9 protein-coding genes are annotated in these 13,526 nt (G+C 63.0%); 7 read left to right on the forward strand and 2 right to left on the reverse strand.

Annotated features, from left to right (window positions below):
• The first annotated feature begins 2 nt into the window (after window positions 1-2).
• Window positions 3-1,763: a DEAD/DEAH box helicase gene (locus FHS74_RS09970; protein WP_184799988.1), complete on the forward strand. Its 1,761-nt coding sequence runs from the start codon at window positions 3-5 to the stop codon at window positions 1,761-1,763.
• Window positions 1,764-1,778: 15 nt separating this feature from the next.
• Here FHS74_RS09970 and FHS74_RS09975 read toward each other — a convergent pair whose 3' ends face one another.
• Window positions 1,779-3,191 (reverse strand): DNA cytosine methyltransferase, encoded by a 1,413-nt coding sequence (locus FHS74_RS09975; RefSeq protein ID WP_184799990.1) that lies wholly within the window; start codon window positions 3,189-3,191, stop codon window positions 1,779-1,781.
• Window positions 3,192-3,623: 432 nt separating this feature from the next.
• The gene (locus tag FHS74_RS09980) at window positions 3,624-3,950 is read right to left on the reverse strand and encodes a helix-turn-helix domain-containing protein (protein WP_246463037.1); all 327 of its coding nucleotides are present in this window, start codon (window positions 3,948-3,950) and stop codon (window positions 3,624-3,626) included.
• Window positions 3,951-4,171: 221 nt separating this feature from the next.
• On the opposite strand from FHS74_RS09980, the gene FHS74_RS09985 reads away from it, so the two are divergent.
• From FHS74_RS09985 to FHS74_RS10010, 6 genes are all read left to right on the forward strand, one after another.
• Window positions 4,172-4,576: a hypothetical protein gene (locus tag FHS74_RS09985; RefSeq protein WP_184799992.1), complete on the forward strand. Its 405-nt coding sequence runs from the start codon at window positions 4,172-4,174 to the stop codon at window positions 4,574-4,576.
• A 495-nt stretch (window positions 4,577-5,071) separates the two neighbouring features.
• Window positions 5,072-7,093: an AAA family ATPase gene (locus FHS74_RS09990; RefSeq protein ID WP_184799994.1), complete on the forward strand. Its 2,022-nt coding sequence runs from the start codon at window positions 5,072-5,074 to the stop codon at window positions 7,091-7,093.
• Window positions 7,094-7,361: 268 nt separating this feature from the next.
• The gene (locus FHS74_RS09995; RefSeq protein ID WP_184799996.1) at window positions 7,362-8,291 is read left to right on the forward strand and encodes a PDDEXK family nuclease; all 930 of its coding nucleotides are present in this window, start codon (window positions 7,362-7,364) and stop codon (window positions 8,289-8,291) included.
• Window positions 8,292-8,299: 8 nt separating this feature from the next.
• Window positions 8,300-10,597: a hypothetical protein gene (locus tag FHS74_RS10000; RefSeq protein WP_184799998.1), complete on the forward strand. Its 2,298-nt coding sequence runs from the start codon at window positions 8,300-8,302 to the stop codon at window positions 10,595-10,597.
• 23 nt (window positions 10,598-10,620) lie between these two features.
• Window positions 10,621-11,595: an ATP-binding protein gene (locus FHS74_RS10005; protein ID WP_184799999.1), complete on the forward strand. Its 975-nt coding sequence runs from the start codon at window positions 10,621-10,623 to the stop codon at window positions 11,593-11,595.
• A complete protein-coding gene (locus tag FHS74_RS10010) occupies window positions 11,592-13,418 on the forward strand; it encodes a TniQ family protein (protein WP_184800001.1) in 1,827 nt (608 codons plus the stop codon). The genes FHS74_RS10005 and FHS74_RS10010 overlap by 4 nt, the downstream gene beginning before the upstream one ends.
• The last annotated feature ends 108 nt before the right edge of the window (window positions 13,419-13,526 follow it).

Genomic DNA, 13,526 nt, shown 5'->3' on the forward strand with positions numbered 1-13,526 from the left:
CGATGACCTACGTGACGGCCGATGTGCGGTTATCCGAAACGCTGGATGCCCTCTATGTAGTCCCTCAGGATCCTGCAGATGCTCTGACTATCCTGCGGCGACTTTCCGCCTCCATGCCGACGGCGGGACTCCGACGTGGTGCGGGGGGGATCCGTGTCGGGCGTGAAAACGCCACATACCTGAAAATAGGCACCCCCGGCCTTAACTTGGTATGGGCCTCCGAAGCCCGACAGTTTGTCGCCAACCGGGAACGTGTGGCGGCCGCCTACCCTGCAGTGCGGGCCTCCATCGAAGGAATAAAAGCTGGCGGCCCCGACGCAGCCCGCTTGTTCATCAAGGACAGCGACGGGTTGAATGTCCTCGACAGGCACCAAGTCACCAACGTGGCTGCCATGACCGTACCGGAGGGATTTGGGTTGTGCGTCTTCGACGAACAGGGCGCCGGCAAGACGGTCACCATGATTTATGCGTTCGATTTGATGGTTGCCCGGGACGAAGTCGACTTGCTCGTTATCGTAGCGCCTAAGAGCATGGTGGCCGAGTGGCCGAAGGACTTCGCGACGTTCCGCGGGGACTTATACCGGGTGGCTATCTTGACCGGAACCAGTGTGCAAAAGCGATCGACCCTGCGTTCAGGTGCCGATGTCCTTGTCATGAACTTCGAAACGGCCGTAGCGTTGGAGGCGGAGTTGAAGTCCTTGCTACGAAACAAAGACGGGCGCGCGGTTCTGGCGATCGACGAATCGTTTTTCATCAAATCGTTGGATGCCAAACGAACTCGGGCGCTTCGGCGTCTCCGCGAGTGGTGCGGGCGGGCCTATGTGCTTTGTGGCACGCCAGCACCCAATGCACCGCAGGATCTGGTCCAGCAATTCAGCCTTGTAGATTTTGGGTTGGCGTTCGAGGGGCTGGAACTGCCCAAGGACCGAGAGACGGCTATGCCGTTGGTACAAGAGGTGGTCGACACTCGTGGCCTCTACATTCGGCACCTCAAAACCGACGTCCTGCCCGACTTACCACAAAAGCAGTTCCAACGGATTTACGTGCCGATGGAACCGCGTCAACGACGCCTCTATGAAGGCGCTCTAAATAGGTTGGTGGATGACGCTGAAGCCGCGTCTGACCGAGACTTCCAGAAGACCTATGCCAACTTCCTCGCTCGGCGAGCCGCCCTGCTACAGGTTTGTTCCAACCCACAGGGCATCGACCCCTCGTATAAAGAGACCCCGTCAAAGCTCGCCACGATGGACAACATTCTCCACGAACTGGTCGAGCAACGGGGAGAGAAGGTGGTGGTCTGGTCGTTCTACACCGCTTCAGTGACGGCGCTGGTCGAGCGCTACGCACGGTATGGAACGCTACGTTATGACGGTCAAGTTAGCAACATCACCGAACGGCGGGAAGCAGTGAGGCGCTTCCAGCAGGATGCAGACGCCAAAATCCTTGTCGCCAACCCCGCAGCCGCGGGTGCAGGACTCACGCTGCATAGTGCCCGGATTGCAATTTATGAATCCCTTTCGAACCAGGCAGCGCACTACCTGCAAAGTCTCGACAGAATCCACCGGCGCGGCCAGACTAGGGATGTTGAATACTTGGTGCTGCTTTGTGACGGAACGATCGAGGTTCAGGAGTATGATCGGCTTATCCGCAAGGAGCGCGCCGCCCAAGATCTCCTGGGAGACCAGGTGAGCGCCCCAGTGACACGAGAATCCTTCTTAGCGGATGCTCGCGCCGCTGTGGAATTCCTGAGCCGATCCCAATAAACAACCAAACATCACTTATTCCGCTGCGAGCATGAGTTCGTCTTTTACATCAATAATTTCATCTGCCGCCGGGTGTAATCTCTTTCGACCACCAACCGAGATCAGGTGCTTTAACTCATTGAGCCGTTCAGGCGGCACATATTCAAAGGCATCAGCGCGCATCCGTGAGCCCTCCTGATGCCAATCCGAGATCGTACTCCCTTTGGTGTCGTTCCTCATGTGGGGAGGATTAACGATCGTCCGAGGGCGCCGCAGCATCTTCGCCAAGAGGTCGAGATTCCAACACTCGACGCGTCCATAGCTGCGTCCGGTTCCTTCTTGCGCCTGCGCTGCTATAAGGGCTTGGCCTATTGCTTTGCCGAGGCCCACTGGCACCGCATTGCCGACCTGCTCGTACTTTTGCCTAACCGACCCGGCAAAGGTCCAATCTTCCGGGAATTGCTGGATCCGAGCATATTCGCGGATGGAAAGCGGGCGCAACTCGGTGGGGTGGCAGAGGCTTGTGGCTTTGCTATCTGGCCTCGTCGTGAGCGCTGGACTTGGTCGGTCGAAGCTCAGGCGGCGAAAGAAACCAGACCGTCCTCCCCACGAAACAAATGCCCGGCCTAGCGCTTCCGACTGCAACTCTTCGGGCAAGGCTCGCCAGTTCCCACCTTCGGGAACCATGGCGAGGTATTTAGCCTTGCTTGGGCAAAGCTTCGTGAATTCGGGAGCAGGGTCTTCCAGCCCCTCAAGCGCGGATCGAAGTATTTGCCACTTGGGAAGTCCATTGTCGCCATTCCGATCGTGGGTCGCAGCCGGCATAGCGATCCGTTCGTGATACCGCGTCCCCAAGAACACTAGACGCTCTCTGGCCTGCGGGACGCCAAAGTCCGCCGCATTCAGGATGTCGAAGATGGTGTAATATCCAAGCTCGCGCAAAGTGGAGGCGACAGTTTTCAAGGCCGAACCCAACTCCTCGTCGGGCTCCAGTGTGGGATAGCCAGGACCTCGTTCTTTCAGGGATCGATGCTTCACCGCAGCCGAAAGTAAGCCGCGAACATTTTCCATGACAAAGAAATGCGGCTGGGCTTCCCGCACGACCCGAGCGAAATGCTGAAAGAGCGTGCCGCGTGGGTCGCTGAGAGAACTGCGCGCGCCTGCAGTGCTGAAAGCCTGACAGGAGGGACCGCCAGCCACTGCGAAGGCCTCTCCCGGTTTGAGCCCTGCCGCTTCTAAAATTTCTGTCGTGGTGACGTCTTCGATTTTTCGGTCGATGACCGGCAGGCCGGGCCGGTTGGCGCGGATGGTGGCAACGGCCACGGGGTTGCATTCAACAGCTACCGCAACGTGCAGGCCTGCGGCTTCAAGGCCGAGATCAAGGCCCATTGCTCCTGAAAAAAGAGAAATTACGGGCAGGTCGGGGCGACTATCGCTTCGGCCTATCATCTGTCTCTAACCCCAATACAAGCTGGCCAGTACTGGCCTGATCAAGCAACCGCGTGAGGGCGAGTTCGACGACATAACGCTTTGGAAGCCGCGGTTGACGGCGGACAGTGACGTCCAAAAGCCGCTCATAAAGCCGCCGATCAATCACCACCGTAAAGCGCATTTCGTCGGCCATGCAGGCGCCTCGAATCATAAATATCCGTTATGGATTCTAGCTTTTTGTAGATCAAAGTAAACATCAAATTGCATAGAAGCACACCAAAATATGATATTCTGCACATCGTGTCTGAGCCCCACCCCTGGAGGCGGCCATAGACCCACCGCCTACCGTCCACCCGCGACCGCCGCGATCCGGGGCGGTCGCGGTGAACTAGGCCTCATCGAAGGGGGCGAAGCGCAGGGGCACCATCAAGCCGGCTGCCAGAGCCACCACTACACCCCACCCCGCTTCCTCTCCGGAAGCTCGGGCCCAGGCCCATCCCCCTCGCCCCCACCGGTCCGGTCAATCTCCAGCCCGACCAGCAGGTCCGACGCTTCGATCCCCAACCCCCGGGCGAGATCCACGATTACCGCAAGGCTGGGATTCCATTTTCCCCGTTCCAGGTCCGACAGATAGGGCACGGCCATACCAGCGCGGCCGGCAAGCTCCTCTTGCGTCAGGCTTTTCGCCTTCCTTTGCTGCCGCAGTAGCTTCCCAAACTGGATCCGGATGTCTTCAACCATCCGGGCAAAACACGCGGTTGCAAAAGCCAAGGCCATAATATATATCTTAAGTCGCCTTTCAGACGGTGCTGACGCGCCTTTTCACAGGCGTCTTCGGTCGCCGGGCGCCACCGTCCTCCGTTGCCGTATTTCCTAGGGTTTCCCAATGCCCCTTTCCCCCCGCCCCGTCGCCCGCCGCCTCGGCCGGGCCACCCTCCGCATATTGCCCGTTTCCCCGCTGGCGGCACCCTCCGCCCACGCGTCGGCGGAGGCCTGAGATGAAGAAGGTCTCGGGTCAACTGTCGCTGTTGGGCGACTCCATCATCAACGCCAAGCAGTGCAACTACAGCCTTATCAAGATTGGCGGCCAAATCCTTCCAAAGGTGGTCGTGCCGATCGGCCTGAATAACTTTCTCGATGTCGACGCCGATGGCGTAACCACGCTCCATTACGTCAAGTTATTCTATACTAGCCCCCTGATCATCGGCATCGAAACACCTTCAGGCGAGCGCTATTACGCGAAGACCAATGCCTTCACATCGCTCATAATCCTGATCTGTTCCATTATTCTCATCCCTTTCTTGGGGCTCGGGCTTTTGTTCCTGCCCGCCGCCTTCGCCGTCATCGCGACGGACATCGCCGGCGGCCAGCTGCAGGACCAGGGCTTTACACCCGTCAAGTAAACCTCACGGAAAGCCTGTCTGATCTGCATGAATCGCAACCCTAGAGAGAGGCTGCCCGGTTGACTCGCCGCGCGGCCCGAAGGATGATTCTCCCATCATGACGCACAAACTCCCCCTTAAGCGCGACACGGTTGAGTTCATCTCCCGCTCCACGCGCGTTGTCATAGTACGGCCCGCCGCTTAGCGCGGGGCCGGAAGAGCAGTAGCTCACCCCTCCTGATACCTGCGCCACGCGGCATCCCCGCCCCGCCTCCACCGGCGGCTCCGGGCACCTCTGCCTCGTCCGTACGCCACGCAGGTCATCATGCTTCCCACCCGCCCCCCTCCCTGCGCCCGTCCACTGGCGATTCCACTGCCGTCGGCCCCTGCCCACTGCACTGCGCCCACTTGCGCCCGCAGGCCGCCTCCCCCCGCCAGATGTGCCGGGTCCGGGTCCGAATGCGAACGAGGTCCCATATGCTTAGCGCCCTTTCCGCCAGGTATGGCGGCAGTCCGATGGCCTTCGATCCCGACGAGTTCGAAGCGCACGCCCCGGTTGACCTGGAGACCAAGCGTCTCGACTTCACCGCCGTGGAAATCCTGTTCGAACAGAGTGCCGAGGACCACCCCGGCCTCCGAGAAGCCGCCCTCCGCAGCGGATGCCTGGTCACCGTCGAAGTTCCGGGTGATGCGTGGATAGAGGCTGCCGAAGCGGCGGTCCCGGCGGTCCTGGAGCGGTGGTTCGACCTCGCACCGGTTCCGGCCCAGATGCAAGACGGTTCACCGGCCGGCACTGCCGCAGCATGCCGCGCCACGTCGCCAAGGTGGACCGTCGTCAACCGGAACAGCGCCGGCCAGCTGCCGGCCCACGCCAGCGCCCACGTCGCGAAAGCGCTGTCCGCCGGCGCCGGTGCCGTCCTGGTCCTGCGACCAGGGGAAGCGCTCCCGGCGCGGCTGGCCGCGATCACCGACTACCGGCTCGAACTGCCGGCATTTACCTGGGCGGTGGTGGAGGAGTTGGTCGGTGCTGTCGCGCCGGGCGCGTCGCTGGAAGCCGAACTGCCCGACGGCCTCTGCGCCGCGCTGGAACCGGAGGATTTCCGGCTCATGGCGCGGCCGGGAGAAGAGCCGGACCGCTGGATTGATCGCCTCCGCGCCATCGCCCAGAGCCGGATCGCCACGTCAAAGCCAGCATCAGGCCCAACGCTGGATGACCTCCATGGGATGGACGGGGCGGTGGAATGGGGGCGCAACCTGGCCCGCGACCTTGCTGAGTACAAGGCCGGCCGGCGGCCTTGGGCCGAAGTCGATCAGCGTTGCCTGCTGGCGGGGCCACCCGGCACTGGCAAGACGACCTTCGCCAGCGCCCTGGCAAAATCGTGTGATGTGCCGTTGATCATGGCGTCGCACGCCGAGTGGCAATCGACGGGACACCAGGGCGACATGCTGAGGTCGATGGCCGCCACCTTCGACATGGCGGAGCGGACGGCACCCTGCATAGTCCTCATCGAGGAGATCGACTCGTTCCCTTCCCGTATTCGCCCCGATGGGAACGACACGAACTCGAACTACAACCGCCAAACCGGCAACGCCCTGCAACTCATGCTCGACAAGGCGAGCCGCGTAGACGGTGTCGTGGTCATCGCCACGACCAACCACCCCGGCATGCTGGATCCCGCGCTGCTGCGGGCCGGGCGTCTCGACCGCACGATCGAGATCGGCCTACCCGACAACAAGGCGCTGGCAGAGATCCTACGCCTGCACATCGGGCAGGCTCTCTCACCGGGCGTCGATCTTGCCGGCCTGATGACGACCGCAGTGAGCGGCAGCACAGGCGCGGACTGCGTGAAATGGGCGCGGGGAGCCAAGCGGCGCGCCCGCGCTGCCGGAAAGCTGGTGGGCCTGGCCGAACTGCAGGCGGAAATCCCGCGGCGCGAGGAAGTGGGGCTGCCGCCGGGCGTGGCCCAGCGTGTCGCGGTGCATAAAGCCGGACACGCAGTCGCCATGGCGGCACTGTTTCCCGGCGCACTGGCCTCCGTCAACATGCCATCGGCAGGCGTGGCAGGGGCGGGCATGGCGGGCCTCAAGCTGGCCGCCGATATCTGCGAGCCGCTGCCGACCGCGCCCATGCTGCTGGACCGCGTGCGGGTGTCCCTGGCCGGACGGATCGCGGAGGGCCTTCTTCTCGATGCCCCCGGCATGGACGCCGGTGGTGGTGAGGATAGCGACCTGGCGACCGCCACCCTCACGGTGATCCGCATGCTACGCAACGGCGGACTGGGCGCCCACCTGACCTGGATCGGCGCGGTCACGCCGGCGTCGGTGGGACCCATCCTACGCGCTGACCCCGCGCTGGCCAGCCAGGTGGAGCGTCTGTTGAAAACCGAGTTCCTGGGCGCGCACGCGCTGATCAGCCGGCACCGGAAAGCGGTGGAAGCTGTCGCTGAGCTGCTAATGCAGCGCGGTGCGGTCAGCGGCGAGATCGTCGAACGGATCCTGGCCACATCGGCCGCGAACGCAGGAGGGAACCTGCAATGATTATGAGTAAGAGGGCGCCCGTCGCCGGCACCCCCATCACCCAGCGCCGCCTCCTCAGCGCCGCGATAATAATACGCCCCCGTCCGATAGGCTGAGTTCGGCCCGACGCGAGAAGTAGCGTCCGCCCGAACTCCCCGCCGAGGCAACCGGCCTGACCCGCGCGAACCATCGTTCGCCGCGAATAGCCCCCCGCATGCCCCGGCTCATCCCCGACATGGACATCTCCCGGCGGGCGCCCAACGGCGCAGCCCCCGGACGGAGGCAAAACATGACCAAGGAACGCGTCATCGCGCGCCATCTCCACGCCCTGCGCCGCCGCAGGCGGCAAGGCGCCAACCCCACCACTTCCATCGACATCACCGATGTTCCCGCCCCCGCACAGCAGCCCCTGGCGGATGACGCCAGCGCACACGGGCCGCCACCGGACGATGTTCACTGTCACGATGCGTGGCAGCCACCGGCGGAAAGCACGGGCAGTCGGCAGCCGCCGGCCCGCTCCAAGGGCCACTGCCGCGCCTGGATCGTCGATCCGGCCGACAACCGCGTCCTTGGGTGCGAAAGCGCCCTGGAACTGGCCCTGGCCAACATCCTCTTGGCGGACAGGAGGGTCGTGCGCGTCGAAGACCAGCCCCCTAGGGTCGGTTTCATCAGGCCGGACGACGGGCGGCTGGCGCACCACACCTTTGACTTCCGGGTGACCCTGGACGATGGCCGCCGCGTCGCCATCGCGGTCAAACCCGAGGGCAGGCTGAGGTCGAGCCGCATCCATGCGACCGTCGCGGCCATCCGCCAGCAGGCGCCGTGGTTCGCGGACAGCTTCCAGGTCGCCACCGAGCGCCACGCAACCCCGCGGCGGGCTGCCAACGCCACAGCGATCCTGAGGGCACGGCGGATGCGGTGCGAAGGGGACGTCGCCACCATGCGCGCCATGGTCGCCGGCCTGCGCGAGGAAGTCCGCCTTGGAGATCTGAGGTCATGGTCGAACCTCGGCGCCAGGGCCTGGGCGGCCATCTTGAACCTCATCGATGACGGCGTGCTGGAATTGGTGGCGGGCTCCATCGTCGGCCAGGACGCCAGGGTGCGCCTCCGCGATGCACCGGTGGCGGCCAGGGACGCATCCCATCAGTCGAACCCGCCCGGCGCCGACGCTCCCGAACGCCACCCTGCCCAAGCCGTCTCCACCCCAGCGAGGATCTGAAGATGCCCATGCGCGAAGCCAACTCCTCCCGCCACGCCCGTTGCGTCCCCGCCTATCCCGCAGGCATGCCGGCCCCGGCCATTGCCCCCAGGTACCGGTTCGGCCTGCATGACAAGGTGACGGTCGACGGCGTGGACTACCGGCCGTTCCATACCGGCGACCGCGGGCACGCCTTCGAGCGCGTCGACGTCCCCGGCGTCACCGAGGACTTCACCCACGAGGACCTGTACCGCTGGCAGACGGACGGTCTGCTGAAGGTTCGCGCCGGCTTCTTCCGGGGCGAAGCCGCCCGCCTCCGGAGCGGAAAGGCGGATGTGCCGCTCGACGAGACGACCGAGGAGGAGCAGTTCCGCACGGTCTGGCGGTATGAATACTGCGTCCGGTTCCTGCGGGCGGAGGAAGCCGCTCCCGGCACCGTCAACCGCTCTGACCGCGTCATGAAAGCGGTAATCGCCCGTCTCGCTGCGGAGGTGAACGCGCAGATGTTGCGCAAGACCGCGCGCCACCGGTGTGGCACCCGCTCGGAAAACCTCGATCCGCCCAGTCCAACCACCCTGCGCCGCTGGCTCCGAGCCTTCGTCCAGGCCGGCTACCAGGTGGAAGGCGTCCGGCCCCATTCCAGGGAAAGCGGGAACCGGATACCCCGGCATGACGCGGCGTCCCGGTCTTTCGCATCGGACGTGGTGGTCGGGTTCGCTGACGAGGAACGGCCCACCATGGCGTCTGTCTTCGCCGACTATGAGGCGCGGCTGGATGAGGAGAACCGGACCCGGAAGGAAGATGGGCGGCCACCGCTGCAGCATGTCGGCCCCCGGACCTTCCGGAAGCTGCTCCGGTCGCGCCTCTCGGACTTCGACATCTGCGTCCGTCGCGAAGGCGAACAGGCCGCCATGCGCAAGTTCAAGCTGGTCCAGGGCGGGCTGGTCGTCGAAAGGCCGCTTCAACGGGTCGAAATGGACGAATGGGACGTCGGCATGTTCACCGTGCTGCCAGAGGATTCCGAAGTCTGGGAAGTCCTGGACAGTGAGACAAGGGAAACCCTGCAGAAGAGCCGCCCCTGGCTCACGGCGGTCCAGGACTGCGCGACCCGTTGCATCCTGGCGTTGCGGCTGAGCCCGGAAGCGCCCAGCACGGCCAGCGCGCTCGCCGGCATCGAAATGGCGATCAGCGACAAGTCCAGGTTGGTGGCGGAGGTCGGCGCCTGCTGGGAGATGCACGGGGTCCCCGGCTTGGTGGCCATGGACTCCGGGGCGGCATTCGTCGCTGAGCAGACGAAATGGGCCGTCCTGGGCCTGGGGGCCGTGCCGTTCTATCCGGCGGCGGGCACACCCTCGATGCGTGGCCGCATCGAGCGGCTGTTCGGCACCATGCAGCGTGGCCTCATGCATCACTTCCCGGGTCAGACCTTCGCTAACGTCATCGACCGCGGCGACTACGATCCCACCAAAAAGGCCACGCTCTTTCTGGAAGAATTGAACCGGGCGCTGATCCACTTCGTTGACGCCTACCACAACACGCCGCACCGCGAATTGGGCGGGGAAACCCCGCGAAACGCTTGGCGGCGCGGCGTCGAGGAGTACGGGGTGGTACCGCCGCCGGATCCGGTCGTCCGCCGCCACCTTTTCGGCATCCCAGTACAACGGCGCCTCACGCATAAGGGCATCGAGCTGCTGGGGCTGCACTACCACTCCCGGGATCTGCAGCGCCTGCTGATGGAGAGCGGCCACCAAGACGTAGAGGTCCGCGTCGGTCGCTTGGACATCGCCGAAATCTCGGTTCGGCCCCGGGGCAGCAAGGGTCCGTGGTTCACCGCTCGGGCCACCGAGGACCTCGACCTGACCGGCACGACCTGGTGGGAGTGGGTCAGCGCCTGGCGGGATCTTCGCACCCAGTACGCCGAAGAAGCCAAGATCTCCGTCGGCGCGGTTCGGGCGAGCATGGCCAAAATCCGGAAAATCGGCGCCGCGGCCAAGGAGCGCCTGGAAATCGGCTCCCCGATCCTGTCCCCAAAGCATCTCAACCTCATGGAGGAGAAGCTGTTCCGCGCTTTCCAGATCGTTCCCGCGGCGGAGGCGGAGTTGCCAATGGAGGACATCCTTGGTGCCGAGGACGGGAGTGGCGAGGTAACCGGCGCCGGCCCTGTCCAGGAGAGTGGAGCGCGCGGCCAGCAGCGCCAAAGCCGCAAAACCAGCGGCCGGCGCAACCTGACCACCGGCCCTGGCACGAGGCCGGCCCCGGCCTTCCCGACCCGGGGAGAGGACGACGGCGACACGTCTGACGTCGGCATCCTCTCCATCGAAGACTGAACCAGCGGAAAAGGAACCCGATCATGAGCAACAGACCAGCTGTCGTTCTGCGCACACGCCTGACCAAATACTTCACTACTCCCCGGGACCTGGAACTGGACAAGCGGCTCCAGGCCCTGGTGGACGACACCACTGCGGCGCTCCAAGACAGACACCCCGAAGGCCGGATCTTCGGGCTTTACGGTCAGCCGGGAGCAGGAAAGACCGCCGCTGTGGACCGCGCGATCGCCCGCAACCCCGACCTGGATACCGACCCGCAGCACGGGAACATCGTCGTCCTCGACGCGCCGTTCCCCTCCACACTCAAGCAACTGGGACGGGCCATCCTCCGGGCCCTGGACTACCCCATCGAAAGGGAATTGCCGGATCACATCATCTGGGAGAAGGTCCGCTTCCAGGTCCGGGCACGGGAGAAGCGCTACCTCGTCATCGACGAGATGCAGAACGCCATGGGAGCCAGTACGGACCATGACCTGATGAGGCTCTGCAATGCCGTCAAGAGCCTGGTGCAAGCCCGCGACTGGCCGGTCAGCCTCATCCTTATCGGCTTGCCCGAGGTGGCTGAGTTCATCGCCTACGACGAACAGATCCGGCGCCGGAGCCAGACCCTGCAGTTCCATGGTCTGACGACACGGCATGCCGCCCAGGTGCGCCAGACCATCGACACCCTGGTCGTCCAGCATGCCGCGATGGGCATGGCCGGGGAGATCAAGGCGGAGGATTTCCCAGAACGCCTGAGCCATGCCGCCGGCGGCGCCTATGGGATAATGATCGACCTTACACGCGAGGCCATCATTGGCGCCTTTGACCGGGCGGGACCTGAAGGCGTCGTGGGGCTGGACGACTATGCCCATGCCTACGCGCGCAAGCGCGGCTGCACACGGGAAGAGAACGTTTTCCTGGTGGACGCTTGGTGGGAAGTCGAGCGGCGCGTTGCAAGGATGCAGGAACTCGGTCCGGCCGGTGCCGCGAAGCGCAAGGGCAGGGGGACACGATGATGGGCATGCTGGGACTTACCGTCCCTCTGGGGGAATTGGAGACACCAGCAAGCTTGTGCTCGCGGCTGGCCCATCGGAACGGCTGCGGGAGCGCGGCGGAATTCTGCCTGGACATGGGCTTCTCCCTGCGACGGATCATGGACGCCGATGGCGATGCACTGGCCAAGTTGGCCGAGGTCTCCGGCGTCGGGGTGGAAATGCTGAGACGCGGCGCGTTCATCCAGACGGGAACACGGATGTTCGGAGTAGGCAGTGAGATGGTTCCCGCCGTGGCCTCCCGGCGGAACTATCTCAGGGTCTGCCCCCAATGCCTGGCAGATGACATGGCCGCATCGCCGTTGCTCAAGCAAGCGGCACCTTTCCAGCGGGTTTACTGGCAGATGGCGTGGTTCCGCTCATGTCCGATACACCGCGTTCACCTGGTCAGCTTGGCTGAACAGACGAAGGGCAGCACGGGCGGCGAGTTCACGAACGCAATCCGGCCCATGTTCACTGCGACCAACGCCCAGAGCTTTGAGCGGACGGAAAGCGATAGCTACCTACTTGAAACCTACCTGTTGGCAAGACTGCGGGGTGAGGAAACCGGGGCGCCTTGGCTGGATAGCCTTCAATTCCACGTTGCCGCCAAGCTATGCGAAGTGATTGGTGCCATGCTCCTGTTCGGGAACAAGGGGGCCATGAAGGAGCTGGGTGACCCCGCCCTTGCCCAGGCCGGAAACCTAGGTTGCGGATTGCTTCTGAAGGGAGTTAACGGCCTGCATCAGGTTCTTGACAGGATACGGCTTGCCACCCGTACTGACTCTAACCATGGCCGCGCACCCAAGCTGTTTAGCAGACTTTATCAATGGCTTGAGGAGGAAAGAGACAACAGCGCTCTCAAGCCAGTCATTGACGTTGTGCACGACTACATCGTTAACCATTTTCCCTTGAAAAGGGGCAGCGTGGTCTTGGGTCGGGAAGTTGTCAACCCAATAATGATTTCCCTATCCACTGCCGCAACAAGTATTTGTGTCGGCCCTGTTGTTCTCCGCAAGGTACTTCAGACGAAAGGCATTCTTGATGAGCATGAACCGGCATTTCCGTCAGAAAATCCGACATTTCTAACGGAACAGCTAGCGCCGATCCTCGCTATATTTGGGCGTCGGATAACACCGAAATCGGCCGCCGAATATCTCCATATTTCAAAAAAGAGTTTGGTTTCACTCGCCGACAGCGGGATCCTCGTTCCATTTTTCTGCGGCGACGAGGATACCGACCTGAAACCACAATACGATCTTCGGGACCTGGAATATTTCCTTTCCCTCCTGACGGCACGCGCATCGGCAGAGCCCACGCCGGATATGTGCATCATCAGGTTAGCCGTCAATCAAGCCATGTGCCCATTCCCGGAAATCATGACCCTCGTCTTGGACGGAAAGCTGAAACGTGTATCCAAACTGTCAGATGAAAAGGGCCTTGCTTCATTCCTGGTCGACCCGGAAGAAGTGAGGGCAGTCGTCTGGGGGCCGGAGCTGGCGCTTCTCGACGTGCAGAAGACTATGAAATGGACCTCGCATACCCTGGGTTTCCTGATCCAAGAGGGAATGTTACCAACCCATGTCGCCCGAAAGCCAGGATCTGCAAGAACTTTCATGGTGATCCGCCGCGAGGATCTCGATGACTTCAACGCCAAGTATGCCACGGCACATACACTAGCTCTGGAATCAGGGTGCACACTCGCCGAGGTCCGTGCCCATTTCAGAAAGCACCATATGGAACCGGCCATCGTCAGTAGTAGCACCCGCGCCACTCCTTTTTATCTCAGGGCCAATTACCAGGAATAAGGCGCTTGGTGCCACGCGCTTAAGGCCCGTCAAACAAATGGCGGGCCTTCTTTGTTTTTTGGACTACGTCAAACATTGCTGATCTGTGAGGCAATTTATGAGTCAGGG

Origin of the sequence: Nitrospirillum iridis (genome assembly GCF_014205765.1) — a bacterium.
Classification (GTDB): Bacteria; Pseudomonadota; Alphaproteobacteria; order Azospirillales; family Azospirillaceae; genus Nitrospirillum; species Nitrospirillum iridis.